This window comes from Isoptericola sp. NPDC057653 (genome assembly GCF_042799955.1).
GTDB lineage: Bacteria > Actinomycetota > Actinomycetes > Actinomycetales > Cellulomonadaceae > Isoptericola.
Genome location: NZ_JBHVHP010000002.1, coordinates 637,118 through 655,876, shown reverse-complemented (window position 1 = coordinate 655,876; position 18,759 = coordinate 637,118). Strand labels below are relative to the sequence as shown.

General features: G+C 74.7%; 19 protein-coding genes. 14 read left to right on the top strand and 5 right to left on the bottom strand.

Features of this window, described 5'->3' with window-relative positions:
- The first annotated feature begins 19 nt into the window (after positions 1–19).
- The 4 genes from ACFU9A_RS14250 to ACFU9A_RS14235 all read left to right on the top strand — a co-directional run bounded on the left by ACFU9A_RS14250 (position 20) and on the right by ACFU9A_RS14235 (position 3,212).
- Positions 20–619, top strand: a complete 600-nt coding sequence (locus ACFU9A_RS14250) for a DUF5998 family protein (protein ID WP_430575936.1) — start codon at positions 20–22, stop codon at positions 617–619.
- A complete protein-coding gene (locus tag ACFU9A_RS14245; protein WP_430575935.1) occupies positions 616–1,833 on the top strand; it encodes an alkaline phosphatase family protein in 1,218 nt (405 codons plus the stop codon). Before ACFU9A_RS14250 ends, ACFU9A_RS14245 begins: the two co-directional genes overlap by 4 nt.
- Positions 1,834–1,904: 71 nt before the next feature.
- Positions 1,905–2,525, top strand: coding sequence for a DinB family protein (locus ACFU9A_RS14240; RefSeq protein ID WP_430575934.1), 621 nt, complete (start codon positions 1,905–1,907; stop codon positions 2,523–2,525).
- Positions 2,526–2,552: 27 nt separating this feature from the next.
- Positions 2,553–3,212, top strand: a complete 660-nt coding sequence (locus ACFU9A_RS14235; protein ID WP_430575933.1) for a thymidine kinase — start codon at positions 2,553–2,555, stop codon at positions 3,210–3,212.
- Between the two features lie 18 nt (positions 3,213–3,230).
- On the opposite strand, the gene sepH is transcribed toward ACFU9A_RS14235, so the two are convergent.
- On the bottom strand, positions 3,231–4,430 hold the full coding sequence (sepH, locus tag ACFU9A_RS14230) for a septation protein SepH (protein ID WP_430575932.1): 1,200 nt from the start codon (positions 4,428–4,430) through the stop codon (positions 3,231–3,233).
- 154 nt (positions 4,431–4,584) lie between these two features.
- Between sepH and ACFU9A_RS14225 the strand changes: the two genes are divergently transcribed.
- The 3 genes from ACFU9A_RS14225 to ACFU9A_RS14215 all read left to right on the top strand — a co-directional run bounded on the left by ACFU9A_RS14225 (position 4,585) and on the right by ACFU9A_RS14215 (position 6,662).
- Positions 4,585–5,247, top strand: coding sequence for a trimeric intracellular cation channel family protein (locus ACFU9A_RS14225; RefSeq protein WP_430575931.1), 663 nt, complete (start codon positions 4,585–4,587; stop codon positions 5,245–5,247).
- A gap of 3 nt (positions 5,248–5,250) precedes the next feature.
- Positions 5,251–6,093 (top strand): inositol monophosphatase family protein, encoded by an 843-nt coding sequence (locus ACFU9A_RS14220; protein ID WP_430575930.1) that lies wholly within the window; start codon positions 5,251–5,253, stop codon positions 6,091–6,093.
- A 269-nt stretch (positions 6,094–6,362) separates the two neighbouring features.
- Positions 6,363–6,662 (top strand): DUF4193 domain-containing protein, encoded by a 300-nt coding sequence (locus ACFU9A_RS14215; RefSeq protein WP_429729811.1) that lies wholly within the window; start codon positions 6,363–6,365, stop codon positions 6,660–6,662.
- A gap of 123 nt (positions 6,663–6,785) precedes the next feature.
- Here ACFU9A_RS14215 and ACFU9A_RS14210 read toward each other — a convergent pair whose 3' ends face one another.
- A complete protein-coding gene (locus ACFU9A_RS14210) occupies positions 6,786–7,256 on the bottom strand; it encodes a DUF3093 domain-containing protein (protein ID WP_430575929.1) in 471 nt (156 codons plus the stop codon).
- Between the two features lie 75 nt (positions 7,257–7,331).
- On the opposite strand from ACFU9A_RS14210, the gene dut reads away from it, so the two are divergent.
- The 4 genes from dut (at position 7,332) to ACFU9A_RS14190 (ending at position 9,986) form a co-directional block, all read left to right on the top strand.
- Positions 7,332–7,829: a dUTP diphosphatase gene (dut, locus tag ACFU9A_RS14205; protein ID WP_430575928.1), complete on the top strand. Its 498-nt coding sequence runs from the start codon at positions 7,332–7,334 to the stop codon at positions 7,827–7,829.
- Between the two features lie 127 nt (positions 7,830–7,956).
- Positions 7,957–8,715 (top strand): DUF3710 domain-containing protein, encoded by a 759-nt coding sequence (locus ACFU9A_RS14200; protein WP_430575927.1) that lies wholly within the window; start codon positions 7,957–7,959, stop codon positions 8,713–8,715.
- Positions 8,716–8,751: 36 nt separating this feature from the next.
- The gene (locus tag ACFU9A_RS14195; RefSeq protein ID WP_430575926.1) at positions 8,752–9,120 is read left to right on the top strand and encodes an OB-fold nucleic acid binding domain-containing protein; all 369 of its coding nucleotides are present in this window, start codon (positions 8,752–8,754) and stop codon (positions 9,118–9,120) included.
- On the top strand, positions 9,117–9,986 hold the full coding sequence (locus ACFU9A_RS14190) for a DUF3159 domain-containing protein (protein WP_430575925.1): 870 nt from the start codon (positions 9,117–9,119) through the stop codon (positions 9,984–9,986). Before ACFU9A_RS14195 ends, ACFU9A_RS14190 begins: the two co-directional genes overlap by 4 nt.
- A gap of 32 nt (positions 9,987–10,018) precedes the next feature.
- Here the strand turns inward: ACFU9A_RS14190 and ACFU9A_RS14185 are convergent, their stop codons facing one another.
- Positions 10,019–10,771: a potassium channel family protein gene (locus ACFU9A_RS14185; protein WP_430575924.1), complete on the bottom strand. Its 753-nt coding sequence runs from the start codon at positions 10,769–10,771 to the stop codon at positions 10,019–10,021.
- Complete coding sequence (locus tag ACFU9A_RS14180) at positions 10,771–11,424, bottom strand: potassium channel family protein (protein ID WP_430576471.1); 654 nt, start codon at positions 11,422–11,424, stop codon at positions 10,771–10,773. The genes ACFU9A_RS14185 and ACFU9A_RS14180 overlap by 1 nt, the downstream gene beginning before the upstream one ends.
- Positions 11,425–11,528: 104 nt before the next feature.
- On the opposite strand from ACFU9A_RS14180, the gene ACFU9A_RS14175 reads away from it, so the two are divergent.
- Positions 11,529–13,523 carry an APC family permease gene (locus ACFU9A_RS14175; RefSeq protein ID WP_430575923.1) on the top strand — a complete coding sequence of 665 codons (1,995 nt, stop codon included), beginning with the start codon at positions 11,529–11,531 and terminating at the stop codon, positions 13,521–13,523.
- A gap of 82 nt (positions 13,524–13,605) precedes the next feature.
- Complete coding sequence (locus ACFU9A_RS14170; RefSeq protein ID WP_430575922.1) at positions 13,606–14,904, top strand: class I SAM-dependent RNA methyltransferase; 1,299 nt, start codon at positions 13,606–13,608, stop codon at positions 14,902–14,904.
- 80 nt (positions 14,905–14,984) lie between these two features.
- Here the strand turns inward: ACFU9A_RS14170 and ACFU9A_RS14165 are convergent, their stop codons facing one another.
- Positions 14,985–15,701 carry a DUF5701 family protein gene (locus tag ACFU9A_RS14165; RefSeq protein ID WP_430575921.1) on the bottom strand — a complete coding sequence of 239 codons (717 nt, stop codon included), beginning with the start codon at positions 15,699–15,701 and terminating at the stop codon, positions 14,985–14,987.
- A gap of 257 nt (positions 15,702–15,958) precedes the next feature.
- Here ACFU9A_RS14165 and acnA point away from each other — a divergent pair, with 257 nt between their 5' ends.
- A complete protein-coding gene (acnA, locus tag ACFU9A_RS14160) occupies positions 15,959–18,712 on the top strand; it encodes an aconitate hydratase AcnA (RefSeq protein ID WP_430575920.1) in 2,754 nt (917 codons plus the stop codon).
- The last annotated feature ends 47 nt before the right edge of the window (positions 18,713–18,759 follow it).

Here is an 18,759-nt window from a genome sequence, read left to right as displayed (position 1 = left end):
ACGGTGGGAGAATGCGCGGGTGCCGCATGCCACCGCTCGAGACAACCTCCGTGCCGACCTGTCCGCCCACGTGCGCCGGGCCGGGTACTACCCGGACCTCGTGGAGGACGTCCTGGACGTCGCGCTCGCCGACGAGGACGTGCTCGCCCACCTCGTGCAGGCGGAGACGACCTTCGACGACGCCGTGCGCCGCCACCTCACGGTGCTGGCCCTGACGCCCACGCGGCTCGTCACCGCCCACGTGGACGACCACGAGGGCGACGCCGCCCACCCGTCGTCCGCGGCAGCGACCACGGAGGCCGTGCCACTGAGCGAGATCCGGTCGGTCGCGCTCACCCACGTCGTCGACGAGCCGGCCGAGCACCGCCCCGGCGACAGCGCGTCCGAGCTGACCCTCGCGATCGGCTGGGGCGCCGTCTCACGCATCGACCTGGAGCCGGCGCAGTGCCCCGACCCCGCCTGCGAGGCCGACCACGGCCTCACGGGCCAGCTCACCCCGGACGACGTCGTCGTGCGGGTCAGCGGGGCCGCCGAGGGGCGCGACGCGCTCCGGCGCGCGACGGCGTTCGCGCGCTCGCTGTCGGCCGCGACCGGGACGGGCGGGCGCGTCGTCCGATGACGACCTCGGTCGCGCTGCCCGACGGTCTGCTCGCGCCGTCGTACGGGACGGGCTCGCTCGCCGCCGTGCTGCCCGCCGTGGCGGGTGCCCTCGGTGCCGACGTCACGACCTCCACCGGGCTGCGGTCCGCCGACTGCCGCGACGCGCTCGGCCTGCCGACCGGCGTGCAGCGCGCGGTCGTCGTGCTGGTCGACGGGCTGGGGCTCGCCAACCTCGCGGAGCGCGGCGGCCACGCCCCGTTCCTGCGCTCCCTCGCCGCGGACGGCCGCTCGGTGCTGTCCAGCTTCCCGTCGACCACGGCGGCCGCGCTCGCGACGTTCGGCACGGGCACCGCGCCCGGCCGTACCGGGCTGCTCGGCTACACGCAGCGCAACCCCGTCACGGGGGGCCTGGCCACCACCGTCTCGTGGACCGAGCAGTCGGACCCGTACCGGCGCACCAAGCTCTCCGGGCCGATGCGGGCGGAGCCCGAGGCGCTGCAGCGCGAGCCCACGGTGCTGGAGACCCTCGTCGCCGACGGCGTGCGCGTCGTGGCGCCCGGCCCGGCGCGGTTCGCCGGCTCCGGGATGACCCGCGCGGCGCTGCGCGGCCCGCGCTACGTGACCGCCGAGGGCCTGGACGCCCAGGTCGGCACGACGGTGCGCGAGCTGCGCGAGCCCGGCCTCGTGTACCTGTACCACGGGGCCGTCGACAAGGCGGGGCACCAGCACGGCCCGCAGTCGTGGCAGTGGGGCGACGCCCTCGAGGAGACGGACTCCGAGCTGCGCCGCCTGGTGCGGTCCGTGCCGCGCGGCACGCTCGTCGTCGTCACCGCCGACCACGGGCAGGTGACCGCGGACGCGGCCCGTCAGCACGACGTCGCGGCGCACCCCGAGCTGGCGCGCGACGTCGCCCTGCTCGGCGGCGAGCCCCGCGCCACCCACGTCTACGTCGAGCCCGGCAGGGACCCGCGCGACGTCGCGGAGCGCTGGGCGGGGGTGCTCGGCGACGACGCGCTCGTCATGCTGCGCGACGACGCGGTCGCCGCGGGCTGGCTCGGGCCCGTCGCCCCGCACGTGCTCCCCGCGGTGGGCGACGTGCTGGTCGCCGCGCGCGGCGCGGCGACCGTCGTGGACTCGCGGCTGCACCCGTCGGGCGCGCGCGAGATGCCGGGCGTGCACGGGTCGCTCACGCCGGCCGAGATGGTCGTGCCGCTGCTCGTCGCGCAGGCGTAGCCGGGCAGGTACCGGGGCCGCGGCGAGGGAAAGTCGTGGCGACGCGGTCCCGCGGGTGTCACGATGCCGGGATGGAACCCCGTGAGCAGGTGCCCGCGCCCGCGCCCCGGTGGACCCGGGCGACCGTCTACCCCGACATGTGGGTGGACCCGGACGACGACCCGCGCGAGAGCCCGCTCGAGCTCGAGCCCGGCACGGACGACGAGCGGGCCTTCCTGCTCGACGCGCTGCGGTCCTACCGGCTCACCCTCGAGATGAAGTGCGCGGACCTGGACGCGGAGCAGCTCGCGCGCCGCTCGGTGCCGCCGTCGACCATGTCCCTGCTGGGGCTGGTGCGGCACGTCACCGAGGACGAGCGGCACGTGCGCCGCATCATGACGGGGGAGGACGCGCCCTGGCTCTACCGCAGCGAGGAGCGCCGCGACGGCGACTGGGACGGCGCCGTCGCCGACCCGGCGGTGGTCGAGGAGGCGTTCCGCAGCTGGCGGGCGGAGATGGCGGCCACCGACCGGATGGTGGCGTCGGTGCCGGACCTCGGCACGACCAACGCCGGGCTGTCCGACCTCGGCCCCGAGCCGGGCGGCGAGATCCAGCTGCGCGAGCTGCTCCTCAGCCACGTCGAGGAGTACGCGCGCCACTGCGGCCACGCCGACCTGCTGCGCGAGTGCGTCGACGGGCGCGTCGGCCAGTAGGTCCGCGCGTCTGACAGGATCTGCCCCATGGCCGAGCTCGTCTTCTTCTCCGGGACCATGGACAGCGGCAAGTCGACGCTGGCGCTGCAGACCGACCACAACCACGCGGCGCGCGGCCGGTCCGGGCTGATCTTCACGCGCGACGACCGGGCGGGGAACTCCCGGCTCTCCTCGCGGCTCGGCCTCGAGGTGGACGCGCGCGAGGTCACCGACGGCACCGACTTCTGGGAGGTCGTGTCCGCGGAGCGGCAGTCCGGCCGGGTGGTGGACTACCTGGTGTGCGACGAGGCGCAGTTCTACTCCACGGCGCAGGTGGAGCAGCTCGCGCGCCTCGTGGACGAGGTGGAGCTGGACGTCTTCGCCTTCGGCATCACGACCGACTTCCGCACCCGCCTGTTCCCGGGAGCGGCGCGGCTCATCGAGCTCGCCGACCGCATCGAGGTGCTGCAGGTGCGGTCGCTGTGCTGGTGCGGCGCCCGGGCCACGCACAACGCGCGCACGGTGGGCGGCGTCATGGTGGTCGAGGGCGACCAGGTGGTCATCGGCGACGTGGCGGGCGCGCCCGACGCCGCGCCGGTGTCCTACGAGGTGCTGTGCCGGCGCCACCACATGCGCCGGATGACGGACGCCGACGCCCGCCGCCGTTCCGCGGTCACCGACCAGCTGGACCTGGGCGACGGGGCGTAGCGGGCGGCGCGCCCGCCGTCACGAGGACGACGGGCGGCCGCCGCCGAAGACGATCTCGTCCCAGCTCGGCACCTGCGCGCGCCCCTTGCGTCCCGAGCGGCGGGCCGAGGCGGGCTTGTCGGTGCGCGGCGCGGGTGCGGCCGGCTGCGGACCGGCGCCCTGGGCGGGCGGGCCGCTCGGCGCGGGCGCGTCGTCCACGACGTCGTCGCGGCCGCCGGCCTGGTCCTCCTCGCCGGTGGGCAGCTCGTCCTCCTGCGGCCCCGGCGCGCCGGGCACCCCGGGCATCGGTCGCCGCGCACTGCCGGACGGGTGGCTCGACCGCTCGGGCGCCACGGTCCGCAGACCGGCGCGTCGCGAGCCGAGGTCGACGATGCTGGCGCCCGCGCCCGCGCCCGCGGCCTCGTCGACCTCGGGGTCGGGGGGCGCGAGGTCGACCCCGGGCGCCGACACGCGGCCCACCGGGACGTCCGTCGTCGTCGGCGACTCCTCCTGCCGCCGGGGGGCGGGGGAGCGGTGCCGCTCGCCCGGCCGCTGGCCGCGCCGCCCGGCGAGGTCGTCCAGGAGGAGCGCCGTCGTGTCGTCCTCGACGTGCCGTCGCGGCGGGACGGTGCGGCTGCCGGCCGACGGCACGCCCAGCACGTCGGGCGAGACCGGGTCGTCGGGCTGGCCGAGCCAGCGTGCCTCGTCGTCGAGCGGCGTCACGACGCGGCCCTTGGGGTCGTAGGTCCAGCGCGCGGAGCGGTCGCGGTCGCCCGCGGAGAACCGCACCTCCACCACCCACGGCGCCGTGCCGTCGCGCCGGGCGGACCAGCGGGCCTCGGCCGCCGTCACGCCGCGGGCGGCCAGCCGCGTGTCCGCGACCTCCCCGAGCGTCGTCGACTCCTCGTCGCCGGGCAGCCGGTGGGCGCGCACCTGGCTGATCGCGTGGGCGCGCTCGGCGACCACCGGCCACTCGTAGCGCTGCACGTGCTCGACAGGGAGGCCCGCCTCCTCGGCCAGCTCCTCGGCCGACGCCCCGCCGCGCAGGCGCGCCTGCAGGTCGCGGGGGCGCAGGGTCGTCGCCTCCTGGGCGCGCAGCGCCTCGGTGCGCGGACGGTCCCGTCGCACCGCGGCGCGCAGCGCCTCCGTGATGGGCAGGGTGCTCTCGGTGCCGTCGGGGCCGCGCAGGACCAGGCGCTCACCGTCCTCGTGCAGCCTCACGAGCTCGAGCTCGGCCATGCTTCCTCCCTCACAGGTCGCCCACGGTGACGTTCCGTCGGGGCGGGTCCGCCGGTTCGAGGGTGCCACCGGCGCGGTGCGGTGCGGCGCAGGCGCGTCGGTGTGCCGTCGATTGGCGCGCCCACCGGGACGGCGCCTGCGAGGATGACGTCCCGTGGATGCGTTCACCTCCGGCCCGGTCTCCGTCGTCGAGCTCGTCGCGGTCTTCGTCGCGGCGGTCTCGGGCGGCCTCGCGGCCGTGCGCAAGAGGTTCGACGCCTTCGGCGTCCTCGTGCTCGCGTGGGTCACGGGCCTCGGCGGCGGCATCCTGCGCGACGTGCTCATCGGCGACACCCCGCCGGTCGGGATCTCGAGCTGGCGGCTGGTCGCCGCAGCCCTCGCCGCGGGGATCATCATCTTCTTCTTCCACCCGGGCCTGGAGCGCATGCGCCGCTTCATCCTGGTGCTGGACGCCGCCGCGCTGGCGCTGTTCGTGCTCCAGGGCACGACGAAGTCGCTCGGCCTCGGCGCGGGGGTGCTGGCGTCGGTCGTGGTCGGCGTGCTCACCGCGGTGGGCGGCGGCATCCTGCGGGACGTCCTCGTGGGGGAGGTGCCGCTCGTGTTCGCCGACCGCCAGCTCTACGCCGTGCCCGCCCTGGTGGGTGCCGGCATCACCGCGGCGCTGTGGCACGCCGGCGAGCTCGGGGTGTGGACGGGGCTCGGCGTCGTGGCGCTCGTCTTCGGCTTCCGCATCATGTCGCTCGCGCGCGGGTGGACCGTGCCGCACCCCGGGCCGGGCTGGACGGCGCGCTGGGGGCGCAGGTCCGGGAAGATGTAGCTCGTGGACGACATCGCGACGACGACCCCGGAGCACGACGTCGAGGCGCTGCGCGCCCTGGCCCGCAGCCTCGCCTGCGAGGCCGGCGCGCTGGTGCGCGACGGGAGGCCGGCACGCGTGGAGGTCGCGGCGACCAAGTCGAGCGCGGTCGACCCGGTGACGGAGATGGACCGCGCGTCGGAGGCGCTGCTGCGCGCGCGGCTCGCCGCGGAGCGGCCGCACGACGCGATCCTCGGCGAGGAGGGGGACGACGTCCCCGGCACCTCCGGCCTCACCTGGGTGCTCGACCCGATCGACGGCACCGTCAACTACCTCTACGGCGTCGCGTCGTACGCGGTGTCCGTGGCGGTCGTCGCCGGGCCGGTCGACCCGGAGCGCTGGACGGCGCTGGCCGGGTGCGTGCACTCGGTCGTCGACGGCCGCACCTGGACCGCTGCCCGCGGGGGCGGCGCCGAGCGCGACGGCACGCCGCTGCACGTGAACCGTCCGGCGTCGCTCGCCGGGTCCCTGCTGGCCACGGGCTTCGGCTACGCGAGCGAGCGGCGCGCCGAGCAGGCCCGGGTCCTGGTGGACGTCCTGCCGCGGGTGCGGGACATCCGGCGCCTGGGGTCGGCGGCGATCGACCTGTGCCTCCTGGCCGACGGCGCGGTCGACCTCTACTACGAGCGCGGGCTCAACCCCTGGGACCTGGCGGCCGGCGCGCTCGTGGCCGCCGAGGCCGGCGCGTGGGTCGGGGGGCTGCGGGGGCGCGGGCCGGGCACCACGATGACGGTCGCGGGTGCGCCGCCCGTGGTCGACGAGCTGGTCCGGCTGCTCGAGGACGCGGGCGCCGACAGCGGCGCCTGACGGCGAACGGTTTCGGGCCGGCGGGCGTCGTCGGGCGAGGTGAAAAAGTTCGTCACCGCTCGGCCGTCCGCTGGCGGCGAACGCCACGCAACCGCGGGTGTCGCCGCAGGTCAGGGGCCGATGACGGTGCTGTGACACGGGGAACACCTCGCGGTGTCGCGCGCCCGCCCGAAATGGTGCACAATCCGTGGGCCGACCGGGAACAAAACCCGGTCACCGAGCATTATCAGCGCGTACCGATACCGACACCACGGAGCGTGACCACACAGATGGCAACCGACTACGACGCCCCCCGCAAGAACGACGAGGACGTGGAGCAGGACTCGATCCAGGAGCTCCAGGCGCGTCGTTCCGACAAGTCGTCGGGTGTCGTCGACGAGGACGAGACGGAGGCCGCGGAAGGCTTCGAGCTTCCCGGCGCCGACCTGTCCGGCGAGGAGCTCGCGGTCCGCGTCCTGCCCCGCCAGGCCGACGAGTTCACCTGCACGAGCTGTTTCCTCGTCCACCACCGCAGCCAGCTGGCCTACGAGAAGAACGGCCAGATGATCTGCACGGAGTGCGCTGCCTGAGCCGCAGCCCCTGATCCACCGCCGGGGGCGCGCGCAGCACCACGGACGACACGGGCCGTCACGTCGAGGACGTGACGGCCTTCGTCGTTCCTGGCGGGCGCGCCGGGCGCGGGCCCGCGGCGGTCAGCCGCGCAGCGCGGCGGCGAGCTCTTGCGGGCGCCGCGTCGACAGGAGCCAGTAGGGCGTCGGGTCCAACGGGTCCTCGAGGTCCGCGCGCACCCCGGTGCGCGCCCACGCGCGCAGGCACACGAAGGCGCGGGCGTCGAGGGCGGTGCCCAGCGCGGTGCGCATCTCCTCGGGGCTGTCCATCGTCGTGATCTCGCCGAGGACGTCGACCCCGATCTGCGCGCGGCCGGCGCGCAGCCGGCCGTCCGCGACCTCGATGACGGGCGAGGTGGCGAGGAGGGCCGCGAGCGTGCCCGCCGCGACGACGAGCCCGATCACCGCCCCGACGGCGTGCGCGAGCGGCCACAGGGTCACCCCGACGATGATCCCCAGCCCGACCGCGCCGCACCAGGCGCCCGGGCCGGGCGAGAGGCGCTCGCGGAAGGCCGGTCCGGCGGTGGGGGAGAGGTCGGGCTGGGGCTCGCTCATGGGCCCATCATCCCAGCACCGTGCGGGCCCGGTGACCGCCCCTCGGTCGGCTGCTCGGTCGGCTACGCTTCGCGGGTGTCCGACACCGCCAGCCAGACCGTGACCCCGTCCGCGAGCCACGACGCGAGCACCGTGGACGTCCTCGTCACCCTGCTCGAGGACGTGCCGACCCCCGCGTACGCGCACCCTGGCGACGCGGGCGCCGACCTCGTGACGACCGTGGACGTCGAGATCCCGCCGCAGGGCCGCGTCACGGTGCCCACCGGTGTCGCGATCGCGCTGCCGGAGGGGTACGCGGCGTTCGTGCACCCGCGCTCGGGCCTCGCCGCGAAGCACGGCGTCACCGTGGTGAACGCGCCGGGCACCATCGACGCGGGCTACCGCGGCGAGATCAAGGTGATCCTCCTGAACACGGACGTGGCCGAGCCGGTGCGCCTCCGCCGGGGCGACCGGGTGGCCCAGCTCGTGGTCCAGCGCGTGGAGCACGCCCGCTTCCTCGTCGCGACGAGCCTGCCGGGCTCGCACCGCGGCGACGGCGGCCTCGGCTCCAGCGGCGGCTTCGCAGGAGCCTGACCGGCGGCGCCGTCCGGCGACGCCGCGGTCGGGCCGGCGGTGGGCCGAACCGGTCTACTGTGGGAGATGGGTAGGACCAGCTCGGACCGATCACCGGACGAGCAGGACGACGAGAAGGAGATCCTCCGTGGGGCTGTTCCGGCGCAACGCGTCGAAGAAGGAGACCGGCGAGGGCCGCGAGACGGCGCCCGAGGAGGTCGCGGCTCCGGCCGACGGCGAGGACGCCGGCGCGACGGAGCGCCCCGAGCGCGGGCCGTTCGACTCCTCCCAGGTGACGGGCATGGGCCCGCGCGTGGACCTGGGCGCCATCTGGCTGCCCGTGCTGCCCGGCCTCGAGCTGCGCATGGAGGTCGACAAGAAGACCCAGAAGGTCACCGGTGTCTCGGCGACCCTCGGCGGGTCCGGCCTGCAGGTGCAGGCGTTCGCGGCCCCCCGCACGGACGGGATCTGGGACGAGGTGCGCGCCGAGATCGGTACGTCCATCACCCGCCAGGGCGGCACCGTCGACGACGTGCCGGGCACGTTCGGGCGCGAGCTGATCGCGCGCATCCCGGCCACGGGCCCCGACGGGCAGCCGGCCGTGCGCCCCGCCCGCTTCGTGGGCTTCGACGGCCCGCGCTGGTTCCTGCGCGGAGTCCTGTCCGGCCGTGCCGCGATCGACCCGGAGGCGGCGCGCCCGCTGGAGTCCGTCTTCGCGAACGTGGTCGTCGTCCGGGACGGCAACCCCCGTCCGCCGCGCGACCTGCTCACCCTCTCGCTGCCGAAGAACGCCCGCCAGGGCGGCACCCCGGACGGCGAGCCCGCGGACGGCCCCGACGGCGCCGCGCCGCAGACGCCGTCGTTCGACCCCCTGACCCGCGGCCCGGAGATCACCGAGATCCGGTGACCGGCCCACGGCCCTGACCACCTGCCTGGAGCACTGATGTCCCTGCGTACCGCCGTCCAGCACGCGCTGGCCTCGGCCGACGAGGTCGCCGCCGACGAGGAACGGCACGAGGCGGCCACCTACCGCGGCTGCACGCCCGTGTCGGAGCTGAGCGACCGCAGGCGCGCCAGCGCGGCCGGGTCGCTGCGCTCGGTCGTGCTGCGGCCCCGCGAGGGCGTCCCCACCGTCGAGGCGGAGCTGTACGACGGGTCGGGCTCGCTCGACCTGGTGTGGCTCGGCCGCCGGTCCATCGCCGGTATCGACCCGGGTCGTCGGATCCGCGTGGAGGGCCTGGTCTGCGACGTCGACGGACGCCGCACCATGTTCAACCCCCGCTACGAGCTGCGCGCGCGGGCCGGCGAGTGAGCCACGCGACGGGCGGGGCCGCCGGGCAGGGCCCGGCGGCCGACGGGCGCGGCGTGCGCGCCGTCACGGGGGAGTCGTTCTCGTTCGGGCAGGCGGTCGGCGGCGCGCGCGGCGTGGTCGAGGCGGTCCTGCCCGGCCTCGTGTTCGTCGTGCTCTACGTCATCACCTCCGAGCTGACCTGGGCCCTCGTGGCGTCGGTGGGTGCCGCGCTGGTCGCCGTCGTCGCGCGCCTCGCGCAGCGCACGCCGATCACCCAGGCGCTCGGCGGGCTGCTCGGCATCGGCGTCGGCGTCTTCTGGGCGTGGCGCTCGGGCGAGGCGCAGAACTTCTACGCGTGGGGGCTGTGGACCAACGCGGCGTATCTCGCGGTGATCCTCGTGTCGCTCGCGCTGCGCTGGCCCGTCGTCGGGCTCGTGGTCGAGGCCGTGCGCGGCGGGCTCGCCGACGTCGCGGCCGACCGCGCCCGCGGCGGGCAGCCGGCCGACCGGGGCGACGGCGCCCACGACACCGACCCGGCCGGCGCTGCGCACACCACCGACCCCGCCGGCGCGGACACCGCTCCGAACCCACTCGCGGCCCTGGTCGCCTGGCGCAAGGACCCGGACCTCGTGCGCCGGTACACGCTCGCGACGTGGTTCTGGGCGGGGCTGTTCGCGGTGCGGCTGCTGGTCAAGGTGCCGCTGTACTTCTCGGGCGACATCGGCTGGCTGGGGACGGCCCACCTGGTGCTCGGCGTCCCGCTGTGGGGCCTGGTGCTGTGGCTGACGTGGGTCGTCGTGCGCGGTGCGCACGGCGGCGACGACCGGCCCGCGGTCGAGGACCGCGAGCCGGCCGGGCCCGCCGACCAGGACCGGCCGGCCGGTTGAGCCGCTGGTGAGCCGCGACTACCGGTGAGCCGCTAGAAGTCGTCGTCGCCCGCGTCGAGGGTGGTGGCCGCAGCCTCCGGGGCGACGAGCGGGGCACCCTCCTCGATCGCGGGGACGCTCGGGCCGCCGGTGGCCAGCAGCCGCTGGAGCGCCTCCTCGTCCGCCTGGCTGCCCATGACGAGCACCAGCTCGTCGCCCGACTCCAGGGTGTCGTCCACCGTCGGGGCGAGCGGCTGCGAGCCGCGCACGACGCACGCGAGCACCGTGTCCGTGGGCCAGCCGACGGACCCGACCCGCGCCCCGACGAGCGGGGAGTCGGTGGGCAGCGTCACCTCGACGATGTCCGCGCCGGACTGGTGGAACGTGAAGATCCGCACCAGGTCGCCGACCGCCACGGCCTCCTCGACCATCGCCGTCATGATCCGCGGCGTCGACACCGCGACGTCCACGCCCCACGACCCGTCGAACATCCACTCGTTCTTCGGGTTGTTCACGCGCGCGACGGTCCGCGGCACGCCGAACTCCGTCTTGCACAGCAGCGAGAAGACGAGGTTCGCCTTGTCGTCGCCCGTGGCCCCCACGACGACGTCGGCGCTGGCCACGTCGGTGGCCTCGAGCGAGGACAGCTCGCAGGCGTCGGCGAGCAGCCAGTCCGCCTCCGGCACCTGGGCCACGCGCATCGCGGCGGGGTTCTTGTCGATGAGCACGACCTCGTGGTCGTGCGAGAGCAGCTCGCGGGCGATGGACCGGCCCACCGACCCGGCCCCGGCGACGACGACGCGCATCAGCTGTCCCCCTGCCGCGGCTCGTGGGTGAGGACCCGCTCGACGGCGGCGGCGGCGTCGACGCGCATGAGCACGTGCAGCACGTCGTTCTCCTGCAGCACGGAGGACGCGGTGGGCACCACGCCGTCGGTGTACCGGGACAGGAAGGCGACGCGGGCGCCCGTGGCCTCCTCGATGCGGCGCACCGTGGTGCCGGCCCAGGCGGCGTGGTAGTCGACCTGGGCGAGGCGTACCTGCCCGGACGGGTCGCGGTACTCGTCGGTGGCCCCGAACGGGAGCATCCGGCGCAGCACCTGGTCGGCCGTCCAGCGCACCGTCGCGACGGTGGGGATGCCGAGCCGTTGGTAGATCTCGGCCCGCTGCGGGTCGTAGATGCGCGCCACGACGTTCTCGACGCCGTACGTCTCGCGCGCGACGCGCGCGGCGAGCACGTTGGAGTTGTCGCCGTCCGAGACGGCGGCGAACGCGTACGTGTCCTCGATGCCGGCCTGGACGAGGGTGTCGCGGTCGAAGCCGACGCCCGTCACCTTCTGGCCGGAGAACCCGGCCGGCAGGCGGCGGAACGCGTCGGGGTTCTGGTCGACGACGGCCACCGAGTGGCCGTGGGACTCGATCGTCTGCGCGAGCGTCGACCCGACGCGTCCGCAGCCCATGATCACGAAGTGCACGAGCGAAACGCTATACCTCGCGAGACCGTGCTTCCTCGCGGTGCCCCGGCGCGAGACGGCGGGCCTCGCGGGGCATAGCATTGCTCGACGTGTCGGACATCGCGGACGCTGCCAAACGGCTCCTCATCGGGCGCCCCATGCGCAGCGAGAACCTGGGGCACACGCTCCTGCCCAAGCGCGTCGCGCTGCCCGTCTTCGCGTCGGACGCGCTGTCGTCCGTGGCGTACGCGCCGGACGAGATCCTCCTGACCCTCGCGGTCGCCGGGATCGCCGCGACCACGGTCTCCCCGTGGGTCGGGCTCGTCGTCGTCGTGGTGCTGCTCGTGGTGGTGTCGTCGTACCGGCAGAACGTGCGGGCCTACCCGTCGGGCGGCGGCGACTACGAGGTCGCGACCACGAACCTGGGACCGTCCGCCGGCATCGGCGTGGCGTCGGCACTGCTGGTCGACTACGTCCTCACGGTGGCGGTGTCGATCTCCTCGGGCGCGCAGTACGCGGCGTCCGCGCTGCCGTTCCTGCGGGGCCACGAGGCCCTGTTCGCGGTGATCGTCGTCGTGATCCTCACGGTGATGAACCTGCGCGGCGTGCGCGAGTCGGGCACGGTCTTCGCGATCCCGACCTACTGCTTCATGGCGCTCATCGGGCTGCTCGCCGTGGTCGGGGCGATCCGCTGGTTCGCGGGCGACCTGCCGCTCGCCGAGAGCGCGAACTTCGAGATCACGCCCGAGGCGGGCTTCGACCAGGGGCTCACGGGGCTCGCGGGCGCGTTCCTGCTCGCGCGGGCCTTCGCCTCCGGCTGTGCGGCGCTGACCGGCGTCGAGGCGATCAGCAACGGCGTGCCGGCGTTCCGCAAGCCCAAGTCGCGCAACGCGGCGACCACCCTCGCCCTGCTGGGCGGCATCTCCGCCACGATGATGATCGCGATCCTGCTGCTCGCCCAGGCCACGGGCGTGAAGTACGTGGAGGACGCGCACGAGCAGCTGACCTCCGGCGGCCAGCCGCTGCCGGCGGACTACAACCAGCACCCCGTGATCAGCCAGCTCGCGGGCGCGGTGTTCCAGGGGTTCACGCCGTTGTTCGTGGCGATCTCCGTCGTCACCGGCCTGATCCTGGTGCTCGCGGCCAACACGGCCTTCAACGGCTTCCCGGTGCTCGGCTCGATCCTGGCGAAGGACGGCTTCCTGCCGCGCCAGCTGCACACCCGCGGCGACCGGCTCGCCTTCTCGAACGGCATCATCACCCTCGCCGTCGCGGCGATCGTCCTCATCGTGGCGTTCGACGCCCAGGTGACCCGCCTCATCCAGCTCTACATCGTGGGCGTGTTCGTGTCGTTCACGCTGTCCCAGCTGGGCATGGTGCGGCACTGGACGCGGGCGCTGCGCAAGGAGCCCGACCCCAAGGAGCGCGCGCGGATGCAGCGCTCGCGCGTGGTCAACGGCGTCGGCTTCGTGATGACGGCGACGGTGCTCGTCATCGTGCTCGCCACGAAGTTCACCCACGGCGCCTGGATCACGCTGCTCGCTATGGGGGTGCTCTTCGGCCTCATGAAGGCGATCCGCTCCCACTACGACCGGGTGCGCCAGGAGCTGGCCCTCGACGACGTGGCGGGGGCGCGCGCGCTGCCGAGCCGCGTGCACGCCATCGTGCTGGTCTCCAAGATCCACAAGCCGACGATGCGTGCGCTCGCGTACGCGCGGGCGTCCCGGCCGTCCGTGCTCGAGGCCGTGACGGTGGGCGTCGACGCCGACGAGATCGCCGACATCCGGCACCGCTGGGAGGAGCTCGACCTGCCCGTGCCGCTGCGCGTGCTCGACTCCCCGTTCCGCGAGATCACGCGCCCCGTGCTGAAGTACGTGCGGTCCGTGCGCCGTGACTCGCCGCGCGACCTGGTGGTCGTGTACATCCCCGAGTACGTGGTGGGCCACTGGTGGGAGCAGCTGCTGCACAACCAGTCCGCGCTGCGGCTCAAGGGACGCCTGCTCTTCACCCCCGGCGTGGTCGTGGCGTCCGTGCCCTGGCAGCTCTCGTCGTCGGCCGGCCAGACCGGCCTGGAGGGCACCTCGCCCCGCGGCCCGCGGTACTGATCCCCGCGGGCCTCTCCGTGGGTCGGGCACGACACAGCCGCCGCGGTCGGCCCGCGCCCGGGTCCGGGGGAGAATGGTGCCCATGCCCCGACCTCGCCGTTCCGCGCCGCGCCCCCGCACCACCGCCCCCGACCCCGAGGTGGGGCGCGAGGTCGAGCTGGAGGTCGGACCGGTCGCGCACGGCGGCCACTGCGTGGCCCGGCTCGACGGCCGCGTCGTCTTCGTGCGGCACACCCTGCCGGGCGAGCGCGTGCGCGCCCGCGTCACCGAGACCGGCTCCCGGTTCTGGCGCGCGGACGCCGTCGAGGTCCTCGAGGCGTCGCCCGACCGCGTCCCGTCCGCCTGGCCGGAGGCCGGCCCGGGCGGCGTGGGCGGCGGCGAGCTGGCGCACGTCGCCCTCCCCGCGCAGCGCCGGTGGAAGGCCGCCGTCCTCGTCGAGCAGCTCCAGCGCCTCGCGCGCCTCGAGCGCGACGTCGAGGTCGAGGCCGCGCCCGGCGACGACGAGCGCGGTGGCCTCGGCTACCGCACGCGCATCGACCTCGTGGCCGACGCCGAGGGCCGCGCGGGGATGCGGCGGTTCCGCAGCCACGACGTCGTCCCCCTGGAGGGGATGCCGCTGGGTACCGACGAGGTCGCCGCGCTCGCCGAGGCGGAGGGCGTGTGGACGCGGCGCTGGCGCCCGGGCGCGCAGCTCCAGCTGGTGGCGCCCGCGGACGGCGCCGACCCCGTCCTGCTCGTCGACGACGTGCCCTGGCGCCGCGGCCGCGGGGACACGCGCCCCAACGCCCGCCGCGCGGTCGCCGAGACGGTGCGCGCCGGCGGGGCCGAGCACCGCTACCGCGTCGCTGCCGACGGTTTCTGGCAGGTGCACCGGGCGGCGCCCGACCTGCTGACCGGCGCCGTGCTCGACGCCGTGCACGACGCCGACGGCGCCACCGTGCTCGACCTGTACTCGGGCGCGGGCCTGTTCACCGTGCCGCTCGCCGCGGCGGTCGGCGGCTCCGGCCGTGTCGTGGCGGTCGAGGGCGACGCCCGCGCCGTGAAGGACGCCCGCCGCAACGCCCACGACCTGCCGCAGGTCGAGCTGCACCTGGGCGCCGTCGACCGCGTCCTCGCCGACGGCGATGCCTCGGGGAACGACGTGGGCGCCGCCGACGTCGTCGTGCTCGACCCGCCCCGCGCCGGCGCCGGCCGGGCCGTGGTCGACGCGATCGCCGGCCGCGAGCCGCGCCGCGTCGTCTACGTGGCGTGCGACCCCGCGGCCCTCGCCCGCGACGTGGCGTACCTCGCCGGGCACGGCTACGAGCTCACCGGGCTGCGCGCGTTCGACCTCTTCCCGATGACGCACCACGTGGAGGCCGTCGCGGTCCTGGACCGCTGACCGGTCAGCATCGAGCGTGCTGACGTGATCCCTAGACCGGCCGTTCGAGGATCAGGGCAGCACGCTCGACGTCGTCCGGGTCAGGCGTGCCGGCCCGCCGTCGACGCGAACCCGAGCCACGTGTGCCGGTTGCGCCACCAGCACCAGCCGACCTTGGGCGCGCCGCGGCGCGCGCTCCCGTCGCGGCCCGTGCCGTTCGAGATCCAGACGGCGGGCGTGCGGGCGTCGTAGGTGCCGTTCGCGCGGCGCAGCCGGGAGCCGATGGTCATGAAGCAGAGGTTCCGGGCGAGCGCGTCGGGGGACTGCAGCACCCAGTGGATCCCCTCGGCGAGGGTGAGCGGGCTGCGGCCGCGGGCGGCGATCGCGGGCTCCGCCTCCTCGGGCGACCAGTTCGCCATCGCGTCGCCGCGGTCCACGGCGGCGACCGCGTAGACGTCGGCGTCGGGGACGTCGAGGCCGGGCACGGGCGCGAAGTCGTCGACGTCGGTCATGTCGACCACGACGAAGCCCTCGCGCTCCACGGGGCGCCCCCGCACGGCGGCCTGGCGGCGCAGGTGCCCGGCGAGGGCGGACGGCGGCAGCAGCCGCGGGTGCACGACCAGGAGCGACCCCGCGGGGGCCGTCCGTGCGAGGTCGGCGGCGGCGGCGCGCAGCGCGGCGGGGGAGAGGGACTCGGGCGGCACGACGCCGCGCCCGATCAGCACCTCGGCCTGGGCGGCGAGCGGCGGCAGCACGGGCGGCGCGTCGGGGGCGGTGGTCGCGGCGGGGGACTCGGGGGCGGGTGCGGGCAGCGTCATCGGGCGTCCTTCCGGTCGAGGGCAGCTGCACAACGTCCGGCCCCGCGGCCTTGTTCCCGTGCGCCGTACGGGAATGGCGGCGCCGCCCTCGACGCAGGGACCTGACGCCGAGATATCTTGACGTCAAGATATATGGGCTATGCTGGTGATGTGCCCGGCGTACGCTGGGCGGAGCCCCCCAGAACCCACGGCGTCGGAACCGTCGCGCCGCAGCGCGCACGGTGCCGCCGTCGGCCAGCCCCGCAGAAGGAGCCGCAGTGAGCAGCGTGGACACGTTCGGATCGAAGGGATCGCTGGAGGTCGGCGGGAAGGCCTACGAGATCTTCCGCCTCTCCGCCGTCGAGGGCGCCGAGCGCCTCCCGTACTCCCTGAAGATCCTCGCCGAGAACCTCCTGCGCACCGAGGACGGTGCCAACATCACGGCCGACCACGTGCGCGCCCTCGCGTCCTGGGACCCGGACGCGCAGCCCGACACGGAGATCCAGTTCACGCCGGCGCGCGTGATCATGCAGGACTTCACCGGCGTGCCCTGCGTCGTCGACCTCGCCACGATGCGCGAGGCCGTCGCGGAGCTCGGCGGCGACCCGTCGAAGATCAACCCCCTGGCGCCCGCCGAGATGGTCATCGACCACTCCGTGCAGATCGACGTCGCCGGCCGCGCCGACGCGTTCGTCCGCAACGTCGAGTTCGAGTACCAGCGCAACCACGAGCGCTACCAGTTCCTGCGCTGGGGCCAGACGGCGTTCGACGACTTCAAGGTCGTCCCCCCGGGCACCGGCATCGTGCACCAGGTCAACATCGAGTACCTGGCCCGCACCGTCATGACCCGCGAGGTCGACGGCGTCCTGCGCGCCTACCCCGACACCTGCGTCGGCACCGACTCGCACACCACGATGGTCAACGGCCTCGGCGTCCTGGGCTGGGGCGTCGGCGGCATCGAGGCCGAGGCGGCCATGCTCGGCCAGCCGGTGTCGATGCTCATCCCGCGCGTGGTCGGCTTCAAGCTGTCGGGCTCCATCCCGGCCGGCGTGACCGCGACCGACGTCGTGCTCACCATCACCCAGATGCTGCGCCAGCACGGCGTGGTCGGGAAGTTCGTCGAGTTCTACGGCGCCGGCGTCGCCCAGGTGCCGCTGGCCAACCGCGCCACCATCGGCAACATGAGCCCCGAGTTCGGCTCGACGGCCGCGATCTTCCCGATCGACGACGTCACCCTCGACTACCTGCGCCTCACCGGCCGCAGCGACGAGCAGCTCGCGCTCGTCGAGGCGTACGCCAAGGAGCAGGGCCTGTGGCTCGACCCGAGCGCCGCGTCCTACGTGGAGCCGAAGTTCTCGGAGTACCTCGAGCTGGACCTCGGCACGGTCGTGCCGTCGATCGCCGGCCCGAAGCGCCCGCAGGACCGCATCGAGCTCTCGCACGCCAAGTCGGCCTTCGGTCGCGACCTGCCGGTGTACGCCCCCGAGGTCACGGACGTCGTCGACGAGGCCGAGAAGGAGTCCTTCCCGGCCTCCGACTCGCCCGCCATCCACGCGAACGGCCGCCGCACGGTGCCCGTGACCGACAGCGAGGGCAAGCAGTTCGACCTGTTCCACGGAGCGGTCGCGATCGCCTCGATCACCTCGTGCACGAACACGTCGAACCCGTCCGTGATGCTCGCGGCGGCGCTCCTGGCCAAGAAGGCCGTGGAGAAGGGCCTCGTGTCCAAGCCGTGGGTCAAGACGTCGATGGCGCCCGGCTCGCAGGTCGTGACGAACTACTACGAGAAGGCCGGCCTCTGGCCGTACCTCGAGAAGCTCGGCTTCCACCTCGTGGGCTACGGCTGCGCCACCTGCATCGGCAACTCCGGCCCGCTGGACGAGAAGATCTCCGAGGCCGTCAACGAGCACGACCTCGCCGTCGTCTCGGTACTGTCCGGCAACCGGAACTTCGAGGGCCGCATCAACCCCGACGTGAAGATGAACTACCTGGCGTCCCCGCCGCTGGTCATCGCCTACGCGCTCGCGGGCACGATGGAGTTCGACTTCGAGTCCGACCCGCTGGGCCGCGACGAGGCCGGCAACCCGGTGTTCCTGCGGGACATCTGGCCCACGCCGGAGGAGGTCCAGGCCACGATCGACGCCTCGATCGACCGCGACATGTTCACCAAGGACTACGCGGACGTCTTCACGGGCGACGAGCGGTGGCGCGCGCTGGAGACCCCGGAGGGCGACACGTTCTCCTGGGACGGCGAGTCCACCTACGTGCGCAAGCCCCCGTACTTCGAGGGCATGGGCGCCGAGCCGTCGCCGGTCTCCGACATCTCGGGGGCCCGCGTGCTCGCGAAGCTCGGCGACTCCGTCACGACCGACCACATCTCGCCCGCCGGCTCCATCAAGGCGGACAGCCCGGCCGGCGTGTACCTGGCCGAGCACGGCGTGGGCCGTCGCGACTTCAACAGCTACGGCTCGCGCCGCGGCAACCACGAGGTCATGATCCGCGGCACGTTCGCGAACATCCGCCTCAAGAACCAGCTGCTCGACGGCGTCGAGGGCGGCTTCACGTTCAACTTCGTGAAGAACGCCCAGGACACCATCTACGACGCGGCGCAGGACTACGCGGCGCAGGGCACCCCGCTGGTCGTGCTCGGCGGCAAGGAGTACGGCTCCGGCTCGTCGCGCGACTGGGCCGCCAAGGGCACCGCGCTCCTGGGCGTCAAGGCCGTCATCACCGAGTCGTTCGAGCGCATCCACCGCTCCAACCTCATCGGCATGGGCGTGCTGCCGCTGCAGTTCCCGGCCGGCGAGAACGCGGACTCGCTCGGCCTGGACGGCACCGAGTCGTTCGACTTCGCGGGCATCACCGCGCTGAACGACGGCGCCACCCCGGAGACCGTCAAGGTCACCGCCACCAAGGCCGACGGCACGTCCGTCGAGTTCGACGCCGTGGTGCGCATCGACACGCCCGGTGAGGCGGACTACTACCGCAACGGCGGCATCCTGCAGTACGTGCTGCGCTCGCTCGTCGCCTGACGAGCCCCGCTCCGACGGCGCCCCGTCCCTCCTCGCGGAGGGGCGGG